The organism is Pseudomonas sp. AU11447, from assembly GCF_001672555.2.
Lineage (GTDB): Bacteria > Pseudomonadota > Gammaproteobacteria > Pseudomonadales > Pseudomonadaceae > Pseudomonas > Pseudomonas nitroreducens.
The window spans coordinates 61280-78150 of the sequence record NZ_LZDG02000046.1; the positions used below are offsets into that span (position 1 = coordinate 61280).

16 protein-coding genes are annotated in these 16871 nt (G+C 64.3%); 5 read left to right on the forward strand and 11 right to left on the reverse strand.

Annotation, left to right across the window (positions count from 1 at the left end):
* Positions 1 to 2 precede the first annotated feature (2 nt).
* The 5 genes from A6723_RS16260 to A6723_RS16280 form a co-directional block, all read right to left on the reverse strand.
* A complete protein-coding gene (locus A6723_RS16260) occupies positions 3 to 1007 on the reverse strand; it encodes a transporter (protein ID WP_054908496.1) in 1005 nt (334 codons plus the stop codon).
* 48 nt (positions 1008 to 1055) lie between these two features.
* A complete protein-coding gene (locus A6723_RS16265) occupies positions 1056 to 1817 on the reverse strand; it encodes a C39 family peptidase (RefSeq protein WP_024765704.1) in 762 nt (253 codons plus the stop codon).
* Positions 1818 to 1895: 78 nt separating this feature from the next.
* Positions 1896 to 2351: a DUF6160 family protein gene (locus A6723_RS16270; RefSeq protein WP_037010433.1), complete on the reverse strand. Its 456-nt coding sequence runs from the start codon at positions 2349 to 2351 to the stop codon at positions 1896 to 1898.
* 231 nt (positions 2352 to 2582) lie between these two features.
* The gene (locus A6723_RS16275; protein ID WP_054908495.1) at positions 2583 to 5306 is read right to left on the reverse strand and encodes a helix-turn-helix transcriptional regulator; all 2724 of its coding nucleotides are present in this window, start codon (positions 5304 to 5306) and stop codon (positions 2583 to 2585) included.
* Between the two features lies 1 nt (position 5307).
* Entirely contained in the window at positions 5308 to 8016 is a 2709-nt protein-coding gene (locus A6723_RS16280) for a helix-turn-helix transcriptional regulator (RefSeq protein ID WP_082450636.1), read from the reverse strand.
* Positions 8017 to 8178: 162 nt separating this feature from the next.
* Between A6723_RS16280 and pabB the strand changes: the two genes are divergently transcribed.
* Entirely contained in the window at positions 8179 to 9522 is a 1344-nt protein-coding gene (pabB, locus tag A6723_RS16285; protein ID WP_054908494.1) for an aminodeoxychorismate synthase component I, read from the forward strand.
* An 88-nt stretch (positions 9523 to 9610) separates the two neighbouring features.
* Here the strand turns inward: pabB and thrH are convergent, their stop codons facing one another.
* Positions 9611 to 10228, reverse strand: coding sequence for a bifunctional phosphoserine phosphatase/homoserine phosphotransferase ThrH (thrH, locus tag A6723_RS16290; RefSeq protein ID WP_024765701.1), 618 nt, complete (start codon positions 10226 to 10228; stop codon positions 9611 to 9613).
* 189 nt (positions 10229 to 10417) lie between these two features.
* Between thrH and A6723_RS16295 the strand changes: the two genes are divergently transcribed.
* The 3 genes from A6723_RS16295 to A6723_RS16305 all read left to right on the forward strand — a co-directional run bounded on the left by A6723_RS16295 (position 10418) and on the right by A6723_RS16305 (position 12324).
* Complete coding sequence (locus A6723_RS16295) at positions 10418 to 11152, forward strand: phosphoadenylyl-sulfate reductase (RefSeq protein WP_054908493.1); 735 nt, start codon at positions 10418 to 10420, stop codon at positions 11150 to 11152.
* An 85-nt stretch (positions 11153 to 11237) separates the two neighbouring features.
* Positions 11238 to 11582, forward strand: coding sequence for a hypothetical protein (locus A6723_RS16300; RefSeq protein ID WP_054908492.1), 345 nt, complete (start codon positions 11238 to 11240; stop codon positions 11580 to 11582).
* Between the two features lie 112 nt (positions 11583 to 11694).
* Positions 11695 to 12324 carry a phosphatase PAP2 family protein gene (locus A6723_RS16305; RefSeq protein WP_054908491.1) on the forward strand — a complete coding sequence of 210 codons (630 nt, stop codon included), beginning with the start codon at positions 11695 to 11697 and terminating at the stop codon, positions 12322 to 12324.
* A 55-nt stretch (positions 12325 to 12379) separates the two neighbouring features.
* Here the strand turns inward: A6723_RS16305 and cysB are convergent, their stop codons facing one another.
* From cysB to A6723_RS16330, 5 genes are all read right to left on the reverse strand, one after another.
* Complete coding sequence (cysB, locus tag A6723_RS16310; RefSeq protein WP_024765699.1) at positions 12380 to 13354, reverse strand: HTH-type transcriptional regulator CysB; 975 nt, start codon at positions 13352 to 13354, stop codon at positions 12380 to 12382.
* Between the two features lie 167 nt (positions 13355 to 13521).
* Entirely contained in the window at positions 13522 to 14007 is a 486-nt protein-coding gene (locus tag A6723_RS16315) for a universal stress protein (protein WP_054908490.1), read from the reverse strand.
* Between the two features lie 96 nt (positions 14008 to 14103).
* Entirely contained in the window at positions 14104 to 15015 is a 912-nt protein-coding gene (locus A6723_RS16320; protein ID WP_054908489.1) for a 5'-nucleotidase, read from the reverse strand.
* A 17-nt stretch (positions 15016 to 15032) separates the two neighbouring features.
* Entirely contained in the window at positions 15033 to 15983 is a 951-nt protein-coding gene (locus A6723_RS16325; protein ID WP_054908488.1) for a putative 2-dehydropantoate 2-reductase, read from the reverse strand.
* Entirely contained in the window at positions 15983 to 16369 is a 387-nt protein-coding gene (locus A6723_RS16330; RefSeq protein ID WP_054908487.1) for a hypothetical protein, read from the reverse strand. The genes A6723_RS16325 and A6723_RS16330 overlap by 1 nt, the downstream gene beginning before the upstream one ends.
* Between A6723_RS16330 and A6723_RS16335 the strand changes: the two genes are divergently transcribed.
* Complete coding sequence (locus A6723_RS16335) at positions 16368 to 16787, forward strand: PilZ domain-containing protein (protein WP_024765464.1); 420 nt, start codon at positions 16368 to 16370, stop codon at positions 16785 to 16787. The genes A6723_RS16330 and A6723_RS16335 overlap by 2 nt on opposite strands.
* Positions 16788 to 16871: the final 84 nt, after the last annotated feature.

Sequence of the window (16871 nt, forward strand, 5' to 3'; positions counted from 1 at the left end):
GGTTACTGGGCTTTGAGGCCTTGGATATCCAGGGGCAGGGAAACCCCCAGCAGTACATCCGGCGAGTCTTCGGTCAGACCGAAACCGGCGTTCACGTTGACGATGTAGTCCGGCGATGTTCGCAGGCCGAGCGAGAAGTTCATGATCGCGCTGGTCTGCTCGGGTGCCTCGACCGTACGGTCGTTGAAGTAGTACTTGTTCTTGAACGAGTAGGCCATCTGATAGGAAGTGGCCAAGGAAACGTCGTAGGACAGCGCATAGGCCATGCCCATGGCGAAGTTGAGGGTATCGCCCGGCACCACCTTCTCCAGCTCTTCGCCGTACTGGTTCTGGTGGATGTCGTCGACCTTCATGTTGTAGGTGTAACCCAGCGAGCCGTAGAGCACGACCGGGTCGATCACGTAGGACATGTTGGCCCCGGCGCCGAGGCTGTAGTAACCAGCGCCGGTGGATACGTCGTCCTGCACATTGCCCTTGTACGGGCTGTCGCCGGTGGGCAGGCCGAGGGTTGCGTAGAGCGTGGTGACCGGCCGGCCACGGCGCGCGGCCCAAGGCTGCCAACGCATCGTCGCGGAGATGTCACCCAGGCTGTAGGCATGGATGTCGCGCTCGGTGTCGTACTTGGCCACGAACGGCAGGCGCATGCTGAAGGTCAGGTTGTCCCAGATGCCGTAGTCGAAGGTGAAGGAGTTGGTGAAGGTGTGCTGCGCCTCGCTCTGGGCCAGCACGCTGTAGACGTTCTCGCCACTGCGCACGGCCTGCAGGCGCGTGTCGCGCATCAGGGTGTAGTCGAAGCCGTAGGTCAGCTGGCGTTCACCCTTCTTGAGCAGGGTGTAGCTCTTCTCGGCGGCCTGGAACACCTGCTCCAGCGCCTTGGCGCTGTCGGCGTCGGTGTCCTTCTTGGCCAGCGCGTCACGCGCATCTTCGGTTGTCGCTTCTTCGGCGATGGCGCTGGCATTCACCAGCAAGGCCAGAGCGGCAACGCACGCAAACCCCTTGAAATCCATGTTGCTATCCCCTGGTCTTGTTCTTATTCGTATGGGCCGATCGGGCGATCACTTGCGCCGGATGTACTGGACATCCCCCTTCGTGGCGGCTTCGCCAATCTGGTTCTGGGTGAGCTTGCTCATCTCCGGGAACTCGCGGAATGCCAGCAGGCTGACGGTCCGGTCGTCCACCAGGCGCAGGTCGGCCTCGCGCAGCTCCAGGGCGTTCTTCGGCTCCTGGCCGCTGGGGTAGATGACGAAGAGCACGTTCTGGTCCCAGATTTCCTCGAAGCGGGCGCGGGTGAAACTGATGTTGCCCAAGGCAGGATCGGCAACGAAAACGTGGTCGTTGTAGACGTCGCGGACCACGACGAAATGCTTGAAGCCGGCATAGTGGATCGGCACCAGCGCCGGGTGTTCGAGCGAGTCCAGGTCGGAGAACTCGGCACGGAAGCCGCCACTCTTGTAGCCGAGTGCGGCGGCATAACGCTTCATGTCCAGAAGCGAGAATCCACGGCGCTGGACGATCTTGTCGGCCTCGCCGTACTTGATCAGGCCTTCCATGACCTGACGCTCTTCCAGGTTGCGGCCCAGGTAGTAGTCCAGCAGCGTGGTCAGCGCCGCCGAGCCGCAGCTGTAGTCATAGGCCTGGCGGATAACGTTGCGGAACTGCACCTGGCTCATCGGTTCGAGCTGCACCGACTCGCGGAACGGTCCGTTGGGCGTGAGCGGCTGCGAGATATTCACTGTGCCCTGCTGCTGCGGCTTGGTATCCACCGCCTGGGTAAAACCGAACAGACCCAGCAGGCTTCCCAGCAGAATCTCGAACATCCAGCCCCCTTCTCTTCAATCCTGGAAGAACCTTGCCGGCGAGCGCCGGCAAGGGTTACCGCGCGTACAACCTCGGGATCAGTGACCCCAGACCTTCACGGTCGAACCGGCCAGGTTCAGGTTGGAAACGGTCAGCGAGCCAATGCTGGCTCCAGTGGTGCCAACCTTGACGGCGTCGATGGTAACGTCGCCGGTCACGGTGGGCAGACCGATGGCGAGCTGCTGGGTTGCAACAGCGGTGCCGCCACCGGACGGGGTGATGTTGGTGGTCACCACGTCGACAGTCATCGGGGCGTTGTCGGCGATGGTCACGCTCGGCAGGTGGATACCCTGCAGGACCAGGGAGCCGCCGCCGGCATCGGCGTCCTTGTAGGTAACGGCGCCGATGGAAGCGTTGAAGGTACCGGAAATGCTGATGCCATCCTGGCCGGTGATACCGGACAGTGCAGCGTCATCCATGGATTTCATGTCGGCATGTGCCAGGAACGGAGCGGCCAGAACTGCGCTTGCAAGAACCAGTTGCTTGATTTTCATTGTTATAACTCTCCAGTGTTCAGGTGGGGTTGCCCCAGGCACTGCAAGGGGCGTCCTACCCCGCTGCAGGTTGACCGGCTGCTGCCGATCTTCCAGACCCACGACTTCTTCCTTAGGCGCCGCGGGTATGGATTCGTGAAGCACGAAGCTTCGCGTCCTGATCTCCAAGCTACTGACCCGCCGTGAACCTGCCAGCCCATCCAAGGGATGGCGCAAAACCAACCGTCTGACTCAAGCTTCGCTCAGCAATCCCAGACTCTTCCCCTTGAGAACCGCCTGGGTCCGACTGCGCACGCCGAGCTTGGCGAACAGGTTGTGCAGATGCCACTTGATGGTGGCCTCCGACAAATGCACCGCCTGGGCGATGTCGCGGTTCGACAAGCCCGCCGCGACAAGTCGCAGGATCTCCCGCTCGCGATGGCTAACATCCTGATTTTCATCGAAACTTTCCGGATCGACAGACAGCCTGCGGCACTGCTCGCGGAGCATCTCCGCTACCCCCTGCCAGGCCGAGGCACGCTTGGGTTCCGCTACCTTCCAGGCCTCCCAGAGTGGCAGCAGCCACAGCGCGTCGTCCTGGAACAGGCGCCGGTAGCCCAGGTTCCAGGCTTCTTCCAGGGTGGGAGCGAACAAAGCGAAGGCTTTTTCGCTGTTACCTTTCTGCCAATACGCCACAGAAAGTAACAGCGAAAGACGCAGCCGTCGGTCGCGCTGGTAAGGCGAGGTAAAGCCCGCCAGGCACGATTCCAGACGCTGCTGGGCGCGCTCGGCGTGGCGCTCGGACAGTGCCAGGCGCGCCTCCGCCATCACCAGTGCGGAGTGGGCGTCGGCATAGCGTTCGGCGTTGAGCCCGGAGAGATGCCGCGCCAGCTGCAGGCACACCCGCTCGGCCTCGTTCGGCCGACGCATCCACAGCAGCAGTTGCACCTTGCAGCTCATGGCCAACGCATGCACCCGTTCGTAGCCCGGCGACTGCAGGCCAACCAGCCATTCGTCGAGCTGGGCCAGCCCCTGTTCGGCCTCACCGGCAAAGAAACGCGCCCGAGCCATCACCAGCTGACCACGGCTGATCAGCTCCACCGGCGTGGCGACGTCGCGCCAGGTGGTGGCCAGCGGCAATTCGGCGAGGATCGCCGCGTGGCGATCCTGCTCGTACAGCAGATCGGCATAGGCAAGGGACAGCGGTCCGCCGACCCGGCTGCGCCGGCCGAAGACCCGTTCCACGCGGCTGCGCGCGCTTTCGGCGATGGTCCGGCCGCGCTCCAGTTCGCCGCGCTCCTTGCAGATCAGCGCCTCGATCATGCTGACCACGACCTGCAGGTATTCGCTGTCGGCCATGCGCAGGCAATCGCGGGCGACACCGATGGCGTTGGCCGCCTCGGCATAATCCCCAAGCAGCGCATAGGCCGCCGCCTGGATGCACGACAGGCTGGCGCGAAACACCGGCTGATTGCCCGGCACCAGCGCCAACCACTGGCGCGCCACCTTCAGGCAGGCCTCCAGCTTGTCCTGGTAGAGCAGCACGAGCGCCTTCAGCACCTGGGCCACGGCGAGCAACTCGGCCATGCCGAAGTGGCGCACCTTGCCCTGGCCCTGCAGCAGCCGGACGCTGAGCTCTTCGATCAGCGCCTCGGCCTCGGCGAACTTCTGCTCGAAGGCCAACTGCCAGGCATAGAAGATCTGGAACACCGGATGTTCGCGGATCACCTCGGCGGGAATGCTGCTGAGCATGCCGAGGATGCCGTAGACGCGGTTACCGGCGATCAGCTTGGCACCCTGGCGCTCCAGCAGGTCGGCGGCAAACGCATAGTCACGGGCGCGCAGGGCGTACTTGATCGCGCGGTCGGCCATGTCGCGACTCTCGCACCAGCGCGCCGCGGCGTGCAGCAGCGGTGTCGGGTCGGAGTTGCGCGCCAGGCGCCCCTGGAGGAATTCGGCGAACAGGTGGTGATAACGGAACCACTCGCGCTGGTCGTCCAGCGGAATGATGAACAGTTGCTCGTTCTGCAACCGCATCAGCATGTCCAGGCCGTCGCGGCGCCCGGTCAGGGCATTGCACAGTTCGGCGCAGAATTCGTCCAGCACCGAGGTCTGGTCGAGAAACTGCTGCAGCGGTTCGGGCAGGCTGCGCAGCACGTCCTCAGCGAGGTAATCGGCGAGGTCGCGCTCGGTGCCGGAGAGCCCCTTGAGTAGCGCCGCCCGGTCCGGATTGCGCGCCAGCGCCAGCGCCGCGAGATGCAGCGCGGTGATCCAGCCTTCGGTGCGCTTGTGCAGCAGCTTGAGCTCGCTGTCGCTCAGCGCCAGGCCCTTGAGTTCGGTGAGGAAGGTATCGGTTTCCTCGCGGGTCAGGCGCAGGTCGTCACCGCTCAGGCAGAAGGCCCAGGGCGCCAGGCCCGGCTCGTCCACCAGGAAACGCGGACGATAACGGGTGCTGGTGACCAGGCGGATGTTGTCCGGCAGGTGCTCGATCAGGTAGCGCGCGCCGTGGGCCAGGGCCGGGTGGCGAATCTGGTGGAAGTCGTCGAGGAACAGGTACAGCGGTCCGTCGAGGCGGCTGAGATCCGAGAGGAAGGCGTCGATGATGCCTTCCAGCGGCAGGGTCATGTCCGACTGCAGCAGGTTCGAGGTGTTGGTGCCGAAGTCCGCCTCGACACTGCGAATGCTCGCCACCAGGTACTGCACCAGTCGCTGCGGTTCGCTGTCACCCTCGTCGCAGGACATCCAGGCGACCCGTGCCTCGCTCTGCATCAGGCGCTGGCGGAACAGGCTGAGAATGGTGCTCTTGCCGAAGCCGGCCGGTGCACTGAGGATCAGCACGCGCTGCTGGCGATTGGCGTACAGGCGATCGATCAGGGCGCGGCGCGGCAGCAGCGAATCGCTGTCGGTGCGCGGCGGGAACAGCTTGGTGCGCAGCAGCGGCATGGGCTGCTGCGGCAGTGTGGTCAGGGTCGTCATGTCAGAGCAGACTCAGCTCGCGGGCACGGCGTATCGCTTGGGTCCGATTGCGCACCTTGAGCTTCTCGTAGATGTTGTGCAGGTGCCATTTGACGGTGCCCAGGGCCAGCGACAGCTGCTGGCCGATCTCCTCGTTGGAGAGTCCCTGGGCCGCCAGGCATACCACCTCGCGCTCGCGGTCGGTCAGACCTTCCTCGAGCACCTCGGGTGACCTGCGTGCTTCCTGCCCCGGCCAGACGGTCAACATTCCGCGAATGAAGACCTGCAGTGCCGGTTGTCGCTCGGTGGATTCCAGCTGCTGCAGCAACTGGCGAATCCCCTCGCCTTCCTCGATGAAAATGCTCCGCACCCCCTCCCGCTCGGCACCGACCAGGCATTGGCCGAGCAGGCTGTGGGAGCGCTCCTGATAGCCCAGGCGCTGGTAGCTCAAGGCCGCCAGCAGGTCCAGGCGCAGCCGTTGGAGGCCGTGCCAGCCCGGCTGCAGCATGCCGCGCAGCTGGGTGATTTCGTGCAGCGCCTCGCTAAAGTGCCCGCGTGCCTGGAGCAGGCGAACCCGGCTGATGCCCTGTACCCAGAGCACCGGGTTGAACGGCATCTGCTTGTAGTGGCTGGCGAGCTTGGCCCAGTCGATGGCCTTGAGGCGCTGCTCGGCGCGCTTGCAGCGATCGGTGGCGGTTTCCTGGAGGATCAGGTTGATCTCCTCGCCCACTGCCATGGCAAAAAAGCGCCAGGATTGGTTGCGCGAGGCCAGGGTCTGCATCAGGCCCAGCGTGGCCAGCGCCTCCTTGCCGCGCCCCTGCAGGCGCTGGATGCGCGCCAGGCACTGCATGCCCTGGGCGTAAAGATCGATGGGATTGACCACGTCGACCCGCCCCAACGCCCAGCGCAGGCGCTCTTCCAGGCCGTCCAGCTCGGTACGGTAGTAGGCGGTCAGCGCTTCGGCGATGGCCGGCAGGGCGAGCGCCTGGGAGCGCTTGTCGAACAGCGGCATGGCCTGCTCGCGCACGCGCTCGATGAGCATCTGCGCCTGCTTGACCTGGCCCTGCTCCAGCGCCAGCACCACTTCGATGGTGCACTGCTGCATGTGCAGGTAGCGGCCATCGAGGAAGTGATTGCGCTGTTGTGCCAGCCCCATCAGCCGACGCGCCTGCTCCGCCTGGCCACGCACGACCTGGGCGAAGGCAGCGATCAGCAGGATGGCTCCCTCGAGAAACGCGGAGTTCTGTCCCAGCTGGCTCTCCACCTTGCGCGCCAGGGTGATGCACTGCTCCAGGTCATCCTTCTGCAGCGCCAGCACGGCCTTCACCGCCAGCGCCGAAAGGTACTGGTTGCCCATCGGGCCACTGCCGCGCGAGTCGCCCCAACGTGCCAGCAGCTCGTCGATCATGCGGTTGGCCTCGGGCAGGCTGAGCTCCGTGGCACGGGTCCAGACGTCGCTGAGCACGAGGATCGGGTAGCGCTCGGCGATCTCGTTGGGCACATGTTTGCGCCAGCGCGAAATCAGGTACAGCTGACCACGGTTGATCAGCTCCAGGCCGCAGCCGTCCACCAGCGCAGCGAGCATCTCCGGGTCCTCGGCAAGGCAGGCGTGCTCGATGGCCAGGGTCGGCATGTGGTGGTTGGTGAACCACAGGCTGGCGTTGAAGTGCAGTTGCTTGAAGCGTTCCGGGTCGCGCTCGCGCAGGCGGGCCCGGAGAAAGTCGGCGAACAGCTGGTGGAAGCGGTACCACTGGCGATCGCGGTCCAGCGGCAGGAGGAACAGCTGCATGCTGTCCAGGTGCTCCAGCAGCGCCTGGCCATCCTGGCGACCGGTCAGGGTGTTGGCCAGGTCGCCGTTCAGGCGATTGGCAATGCCCAGCGAGAGCAGCGCGCCCTGCACATCGGCAGGCAGGCGCTCGAACACCGCACGCAGCAGGTAATCGCCCACGGCCGCCTTATCGCTACTGAGCAGCTTGAGGTCCTCCGGCGCGCCAGACTGCTGGCGCAACCAGAGGCTGACCAGGTGCACCCCCGCCATCCAACCTTCGGTCTGGTTGTGCAGCGACTGCAGGCAGCTATCTTCGAGTTGCAGGCCATCGCGGGCCAGGTATTCGCGGGTTTCGTCGCGGGACAGGCGCAGCTCGTCCTGGCCGATTTCCAGCAGCAGCCCCTTGGCGCGCCAGGTGGCGAGGTTCAGCGGCGGCTGGGAACGGCTGCCGATGGCCAGGGTGAGGCCGGGCGGCGCGTATTGCACCAGGCGATTGAGGCCGGCGAAGACGTCGGAATGGGTGATCTCATGCAGGTCGTCGAGTACCAGCAGGACCTTGCGCTCGTCGCGGGAGAGGTCCATCAGCAGGCTTTCCATGACCGCGACCACGGGCACGCGCATGGTGTTGCGCACGTAGCCCAGCGCATCCTCGCCGATGCCCGGCACGGCAGTGGCCAGCGCCTGGATGAGTTTCAGGCAGAAGCGGCCAGGGTCGTCGTCGTCACTCTCCAGGGAGAGCCAGGCGACCTGGTGGCCTTCGCTCGCACGCTTGCCAGCCAACGCCGCCAGCGCGGTGGTCTTGCCAAAACCGGCCGGCGCGCAGAACTGCAGTATCGAGGCATAAGGATGACGGTCCAGGGCATTCTGGACCGCAGGACGAATCAAATAATCAGCAGGCACCCGAGGGGGTGTTAATCTGGAGCGCAGAAGGCTGCCGGCTGCGGGTTCGAGCACTACATCCACGGCCTGTATCCCTATGTCATTATCGTTGTTGGTACGGAGCATCGTCCGCGTGGGATTCGTCACTTCTTATCAGAATGCCTTTCCTACGTAAACTGAAGAAATAGCTCTAGGATCGATACTTCAGCCGACCTGATCACCTCATTTGCCTGCACGCTGTTACCCATGCCTGACTGTTTTTTGCACCCGCTTCCCTACCAGGAAGACCCGGGCGAACGCTTCGCCCTGATCCATCGGGCACCCGGCGCCGTCCTCCTGGACGCCGGTCGACCCATTGCCACACGTGGACGCTATGACCTTCTGAGCGCCTGGCCATTGGCAGAGTTGGCACCTTTGGCCGGAGAATCGGCCAACCGCTTTTTCGCTCGCGTCAGAAGTGCCCTTCAGAGCCTGGGCGAAGCTCGAGCACCCGATACTGTCGATGTGCCATTCGTCGGCGGAATGATCGGGTATCTCGGATATGACTTCGGCCGGCGCATCGAGCGCCTGCCTGAGCCGAACCAGGATGATCTCGGCCTGCCCGACGCACGCCTGGGGCTCTATGCCTGGGCGCTGGTCACTGACCACGAAGAACGCAGCAGCCGGTTGGTATTCCATCCGGCACTGGCGGCGGACGAGCGGGAGCGCCTGATCAGGCTGTTCGAAGATGGTCACGATGGCGACGCCCTGCCACCCTTCCAGCTGGCAGCGCCGTTCCGGCCGGACCTGAGCCGTGAGCAGTACCGCGACGCGCTGGAACGCGTACACGGCTACATCCTGGCCGGCGACTGCTATCAGGTGAACTACACCCAGCGCTTCCGCGCCCCCTGCAGCGGCTCACCCTGGCTGGCCTACCGCGCGCTGCGCGAGGCCTGTCCTACGCCGTTTGCCGGCTATCTGGCATTGCCTGAAGGCGCCGTCCTCAGCCTGTCGCCGGAGCGCTTTATCCAGCTTCACGGCGGCCAGGTGGAAACCCGCCCGATCAAGGGTACCCGCCCGCGCGGCGATACTCCCGAGACCGACCGGAACAACGCCGAAGCCCTGCTCGCCAGCGAGAAGGACCGCGCCGAGAACCTGATGATCGTCGACCTGCTGCGCAATGACCTGGGCCGCAGTTGCCGGCCGGGCAGCGTGCGTGTACCCGAGCTGTTCGCAGTGGAGACCTACCCCAACGTCCACCACCTGGTCAGCAGCGTGCGCGGCGAACTGGCGGCCGACAAGGATGCGCTGAACCTGCTCGAAGGCAGCTTCCCCGGCGGTTCCATCACCGGCGCACCGAAGGTTCGCGCCATGCAGATCATCGACGAACTGGAGCCGACCCAGCGCAGCATCTACTGCGGCAGCCTGCTCTACCTCGACGTGCGCGGCGAGATGGACAGCTCCATCGCCATCCGCACCGTGCTGGTGAAGGACGGCCAGGCAAGTTGCTGGGCCGGCGGCGGCATCGTGGCCGACTCCAACTGGGAGGAAGAATACGAGGAGTCGCTGACCAAGGTGGGCGTGCTGCTGCGCACACTGGAAAGCCTGTGAGGCTCGCTGGGACTGCCAGTTACCTACAGAAAAAGAAGCCGATAAGAAAAAGCCCCGCATCCGCGGGGCTTTTTCATCACAGCCGGTCTTACAGGCTGAGCGGGCGATTGGACGCCTTGAGGAATTCCTTCTTCAGGTCCTCATAGGTGTGCACCGCCGGGAACTGCGGGAACTCGCGAATCACGTTTTCCGGCGCATGGAACAGGATGCCGGCGTGGGCTTCGGAGAGCATGGTGGTGTCGTTGTAGGAATCGCCAGCGGCGATGACACGGTAGTACAGGCTCTTGAAGGCGATGACCGACTGACGCTTCGGATCCTTCTGGCGCAGCTGGTAATCCACCACGCGATCGGTCTCGTCGGTGATCAGCTTGTGGCACAGCAGGGTCGGGAAACCGAGCTGGCGCATCAGCGGCTGGGAGAACTCATAGAAGGTGTCGGAAAGGATCACCACCTGGAAGCGCTCGCGCAGCCAATCGACGAACTCCACGGCGCCTTCCAGCGGCTTCAGGGTGGCGATCACTTCCTGGATGTCGGACAGCTTCAGGCCGTGCTCGTCGAGGATGCGCAGACGCTGCTTCATCAGCACGTCGTAGTCCGGAATATCGCGAGTCGTCGCCTTGAGCGCTTCGATACCGGTTTTTTCAGCGAAGGCGATCCAGATTTCCGGAACCAGAACCCCTTCCAGGTCGAGACAGGCGATTTCCACGAACGATTTCCCCGCAGGATTGACTTGAGAGGCGGCACTCTAGCCGCTCGCTCCAAGCGGCGCAACGCGGCGCTTATACCCAAACACCTCAGTCGACCTTCCTGATGGTTATTTAGGGGCATATCCGCCTCTTTGCTACCATCGCGCCCACAGAGCGCACTGCGCCATTAAAACTAGGAATACCGCCTGATGAGCCTCCCGTTCGATATCGCGGAAATCGCCGCGAGCTACGCCAGCAAATCCCCGCAGGACATCCTGAAGTTTGCCTTCGAGCACTTCGGCGACGACCTGTGGATTTCCTTCAGCGGCGCCGAGGACGTGGTGCTGGTGGACATGGCCTGGAAGCTCAACAAGAACGTCAAGGTATTCAGCCTGGACACCGGCCGCCTGCATCCGGAGACCTACCGCTTCATTGAACAGGTCCGCGAGCACTATGGTATCGCCATCGAGGTGATGACCCCGGACCCTCGCCTGCTGGAGCCGTTCGTCAAGGAAAAGGGCTTGTTCAGCTTCTTCAAGGACGGTCACGGCGAGTGCTGCGGCATCCGCAAGATCGAGCCGCTCAAGCGCAAACTCTCCACCGTGACCGCCTGGGCCACCGGCCAGCGCAAGGACCAGAGCCCCGGCACCCGCAGCCAGGTCGCTATGGTCGAACTGGACGGCGCCTTCTCCACTCCGGAAAAGCCGCTGGTCAAGTTCAACCCGCTGGCCAACATGAGCAGCGAAGACGTCTGGGCCTACATCCGCATGCTGGAAATCCCCTACAACAGCCTGCATGAGCGCGGCTTCATCAGCATCGGCTGCGAGCCCTGCACCCGCCCCGTGCTGCCGAACCAGCACGAGCGCGAAGGCCGCTGGTGGTGGGAAGAAGCCACACAGAAAGAGTGCGGCCTGCACGCTGGCAATTTGATCAGCAAGGCCTGAAGCCTTACCCTCGGCTGACGGAAAATTCCTTGTCAGCCCGCAGCTCAGGATCGGACTCCTGCACGCCTGCGGCGGAGTCGATCCCATGCGTATCACCCTGGTGAAAAAGGTCCTGGCCGATGGCCAGGACTGCCGCAAGTGCCGCGAAGTGCACGAACGCCTGGTCAAGGGCGGCTACCTGAGCCGCATCGACCGCACCCTGGTCGCCGACGAGCGCAACCCCGCCAGCACCGGCTGGCTGGTCGCCGCACAGTACGGCGTGGACACCGCGCCGTTCTTCATCGTTCGTCACGATGACGGCCGCGAGGTCGTCTACACGGTGTTCATGAGCTTCCTCCACGAGGTGCTCGAAGGCCGTGGAGAGCTACCGCTGGACTCACGCGAGGCCCTCGCTGAACTGGCGCGGCGCGACGACCTCGACAATCTGTGACGCACGCATTTCTTCGCGCACAGCACCCGCTGCCCGCGCCTTAACGCGTCCTTCACACTCCCGCGAATAGGCTTGCTGACTTCATGCCCGGCCACCTGTCAGTCCTCTCCCGATGCCAAGCGCGCTTCCACCCGCCCCCAGCAATCTGCTGGAGGCCCTCAATCAATCCCTGTTCATCTCCATCAACGCCCGCCCGGACACCCCCGCCGGACTGATTCATCTGGCCCAACTGGTCGCCACGGTGCCGCTATTCCTGCTTCCGCTGGCACTGCTGTGGCTCTGGTGCCGGGGCAACTCCGTGAAACGCAATGCGTTGTTGCGGGCTGTGCTCGTCATGGCGACGGGCCTGACCTTGGCCCAGGCCATCGGTCTGCTATGGCCTATGCCTCGCCCCTTCGTCATGGGGCTTGGCCATGCCTGGCTGAATCACGCCGCCAATGCCTCGTTCCCCAGCGACCACATGACCCTGTTCGCCTGCGCGGCACTTAGCCTGCTGTGCGATGGAGTCATCCTGGCGGGTAGCCTGCTTGCCGTGATCGGCATTCTGGTCGGATTGGCACGGGTCTATCTGGGTATTCATTTTCCGCTGGACCTGTTCGGCGGCTGCGCCCTCGCGGCCATCGGCAACACGCTGGTGTGGATGGGCTGGGAGCACTGCGGAACACGCTGCACCCAGGCAGCAGAGAACATCCATCGCCGGTGGCTGGCCCCGCTGATTCGGCGCGGCTGGGTTCGCGCCTGAGGTGCAGACGTGAAAACGCCCGGCCGAGCCGGGCGTTTTTCTGCCGCCGTCGTACTCAGTAGACCGGCAGTTCGATACCGTCGAACAGTTCGTCCAGCTCGGTCTTGTTGTGGCACTGCACGGCCTTGGCCAACAGGTCGCGGGTCAGGTGCGGGGCAAACTTCTCGATGAAGTCGCACATGAAACCGCGCAGGAAGGTGCCGCGACGGAAGCCGATCTTGGTCACGCTGGATTCGAACAGGTGGCTGGCGTCGAGCATCACCAGATCGCTGTCCAGCTTCGGATCGACCGCCATGTGGGCGACGATGCCGACGCCCAGGCCCAGGCGCACGTATGTCTTGATCACGTCGGCGTCGGCCGCGGTGAACACCACCTTGGGCACCAGGCCGCGCTGGTTGAAGGCCTCGTCCAGCTTGGAGCGGCCGGTGAAGCCGAACACGTAGGTGACGATGGGCTGCTCGGCCAGCAGCTCCAGGGTCAGCTTCGGCACCTTGGTCAGCGGGTGGCCCTGGGGCACGATCACGCAACGGTTCCAGCGGTAGCAGGGCATCATGATCAGGTCACCGAACAGCTCCAGCGCCTCGGTGGCGATGGCGAAATCGACGGTGCCGTCGGCGGCCATCTCGGCGATCTGCATCGGCGTGCCCTGGTGCATGTGCAGGGAGACGTCCGGATACTGCTTGATGAAACCACTGATCACGCCAGGCAGCGCATAACGCGCCTGGGTGTGGGTGGTGGCGATGGACAGGGTGCCCTTCTTCTCGTTGGAGAACTCCTGGGCGATCTGCTTGATGCTTTCGACCTTGCGCAGGATCTCGCCGGCCGTGGTGATGATGCGCTCGCCGGCGGGGGTGACGCGGGTCAGATGCTTGCCGCTGCGAGCGAAGACTTCGACACCCAGTTCGTCTTCCAGCAGGCGGATCTGCTTGCTGATGCCGGGCTGGGAGGTATAGAGGCTTTGGGCGGTGGCCGAGACGTTCAGATCGTGGTGCGCGACTTCCCAGATATAGCGCAGTTGCTGAAGCTTCATGGACTTTCCTCGAAATGAATGTCGCGACCCGCGATCAGGGGCTTGTCGTTTTATAACCATATTAATGGTTTAAGGAATAAAACTAGACGTTTTTTTTTGCCCTGCATGCCATTCGTCTAAAGCCCCACGCAAATTCCGGGCTTGCCCGACGTATCGTCACAAAGCGCTCAGCGATGCTGCAGCATCGGTACCAGGTAGACCGGCACCTCGGCCAGTTGCACGAGCCGCCCGGCGGTGCGCCCCAGTGGCGTGTTCAGCCCCTCCCCGTGGCTGTGGCTGCCGGCGACTATGATGTCGACGCCCAGGCGCTTGGCTTCATCGAGGATCACCATCGGCGCATCCCCCTGCACCACGCGCACTGAACGGATCAGTTCGGCATCCTGGCGCGCTTCCCCCAGTTCGTCGCGGAACCCCTCCATCACCCGCTGCTCGATGCTGCCCATGACGTTGGTCAGGCCATTGGTGCGCATCTCGTTCAGCGTGCCTTCGTCCAGATAGGTCTGCAGGACAGACTCGGCGAACAGCCCCAGCGGCTCCACCGCGTGCACGACATACACCTCGGCTCCGTAGGCACGGGCCAGCGAGAGTGCGTGCTGAAGGACATAGGGGGCGTAGAGACCGAGGTCAGTGGCGTAAAGAATCGATCGGATCATGCGGCCTCCTCGACAGCCTGCGCGGCGGGGCCTATCCAGCAGCGTAGCAGGAGAACGCGAATCGCTCCGAGAAGGCCGGATGTCGCGGCCGAGCGGCTATCCGGCGACCTTCTTCTCGTTGCTCACACCGTGGGGGACATGACCGGTGGCCACCACCTCCCTGGCCTTCTCGCAGTGCATCGGCTGGTCGTCGAAGAACACGTCGGCAGCGAAGGCTTCGAGGAAAGCGGCCTTGTCCAGACCACCGAGGAACAGCGATTCGTCCAGGCGGATATCCCACTCGCGCAGCGTGCGGATCACCCGCTCGTGGGCCGGGGCGGACCGCGCAGTGACCAGCGCCGTGCGGATCGGGCAGGACTCCTGCGGGAAGGCCTGCTGCACACGGTTCAGCGCCGCCAGGAAGGGCTTGAACGGCCCGCCGCCCAGCGGCTCGCGGGCGGACTCGCGCTCGTGGGTCTGGAAGGCTTCAAGCCCGCCCTGCTGGTAGACGCGTTCGGAGTCGTCGGAGAACAGCACGGCATCGCCGTCGAAGGCAAAACGCAGCTCGCCATTGGCCTCCCGGCGGGTGCCGCCGGAGAGAATGGTTGCCGCGGCGAAGCCGGCATCCAGCGCGTTGCGCACATCCTCGATGTGGGTCGAGAGGAACAGGTGGCAGTTGAACGCCTTGAGGTACGGATAGGGGCTGCGGCCGCCTACAAAGGCGGCGCGCGAGATGCCCAGGCCGTAATGCTGGATGGAGTTGAACACGCGCAGGCCGGTGTCGGCACTGTTGCGCGAGACCAGGATGACCTCCACCGGCGCGCTGTCGGTCCCGCCATTGAGGGCCAGCAGCTTCTGCACCAGGGCAAATGCATCGCCTGGCGGCAGGACTTCGTCCTCGCGGGCGATCTGGTATTGGCGATAGGCCTCGACACCCTCGCTTTCATAGACCTGATGGCTTTCCCGCAGATCGAACAGCGCCCGCGAGGAAATCGCCACCACCAGCTTGTCGCCCAACCCTTTTGCCATGCTTCCCCCTGCGTTCGTCAGCGAGCCTGGTTGCGCGCGTCGATGAAGCGCAGCGCGCGATACAGCGCCTCGATCTTCGGCAGTTCGCACCCGGCCCGGCGTGCAGCTTCCAGCGGCGCCGCGTAGATTGCGCCCAGTTCCAGCGGTCGGCGCTGGGCGAAGTCATGGTACATGCTCGGCAGGTAGTCAGGCATGGCATCCGTGGAGCTGAGCATGGCGCCAACAATGCCCGAAGGCAGCGAATGCCCGCAGGCGGCGGCGCCGGCAATCACTTCTTCCATCAGCTCGGCGACCAGGGCGCGGCTGTCAGGGTTGTCCATGATCGCCCGCGTGCCGCTGTCGAGCAGCACGGAGAGGCCGTTGTAGGGGATGTTCCAGACCAGCTTCTGCCAGCGCGCCTGCTCCAGGTTCGGCATGGCGTTGGAGTCCAGGCCGGCGCTGCGAAACAGTGCGGCGCCCTCCTCCACGATCATCGCCTGGCGCGCCTCGGCCTCGTCGGCAGGGCCGGAGTGATAGCCGATGTTGACGCCGCCGAAGGCCTGGTGCTCGATCACACCCGGCTCGGCGCGATGCACGCAGATGAAGCACAGTCCACCCAGCAGATGGATGTGCTCGGGCAACAGAGCCCGCAATTCGTCTTCCACGGCGAGGCCGTTCTGCAGCAGCAGGACCTTCGCCCCCTGTGCAGCGGCCTGAATGATCAGCGGTGCGAGGTCTGCGTTGCTGGTGGTCTTGGCGCCCACCAGCAGCCAATCGCAGGGCGGCATCTTCGCCACGTCGGAATAGGCATTCACTGGCGCCAGGCTCAGAGTGCCATGCACCTGGCTGTTCAGGCGCAGGCCGTTCTGCGCAACAGCGGGGTATTCGCTACGCAGCAGGAAATGCACGTCGTGGCCGGCGCGGGCCAGCATCAGGCCGTAGAAACCGCCAATGGCGCCGGTTCCGATGATGCCGATTCGCAGATTCATCAAGGCAACTCCTCAGCAGGGCGCGACAGGGCAGCGCGCAGGGCTTGGATCAGGGGTTCGGGGCGCAGTGGTGCATGGACAGGGCCCAGGAAATGGCCGTCACGCACCAGGAACAGGGAAGGCAGGTGGAAGACTTCGTAGCGCTCGACCAGGCCGCCGCTGTGCCCGGCATCGATCCAGCACAGGCGATCCACCGGCAATTGGAACTGCGGCAGAGCCTGCCGCGCCCAGCGACAGGTGGAGCAGCCTTCCCCAGTGAAAATCAGCAGCGACACGCCCGGCAGCTCCAGCAGCCGGCGGTCGGCATCCAGGTCGGTCAGCTCCAGGGCCGGCACTATACTCAAGGTGCCAACACTATAAAGATTGCAGTCGGAGCGTTCCGTCATGCGTCAGTTCCTGCGTCACCCTTGCGATTTTCCGGTCGAGCTGGTCATCCGCAAACAGACTTTCCTGCCGCGCCAGCGGTTGCACAATATCAGCCTGGGCGGTGTCGCGTGCAATTCGCCACGGGGCTTTCGCCGCGGCACCTCCATCGAACTGCGCATCCCGCTGCTGGGCGACTCCGCCCGCTACCCCGGCATCATCGCCTGGAGCCGCAAGCAAGCCAGCGACTATCGCGTGGGTATCGCCTTCATCGACGAGGACACGCTGTTCCGGGCACGCATGGTGGAGCAGGTCTGCCAGATCGAGCAGTACCGCCGCCAGCGGGAACGGGCCAGCGGCAACAGCCTGCCTTTCGAGGACCTGGCACTGGAGTGGATCGCGCAGAACGCCGCGGACTTCCCATTGTTTTGCGCGGTCTGATCGACCCAGCGCAGAAAGTTGCGCAAATGCCCGTGTTGCGGGCACTTTCCTGCATCGAGCCATTGTCGAGGCCACGCCTGAACG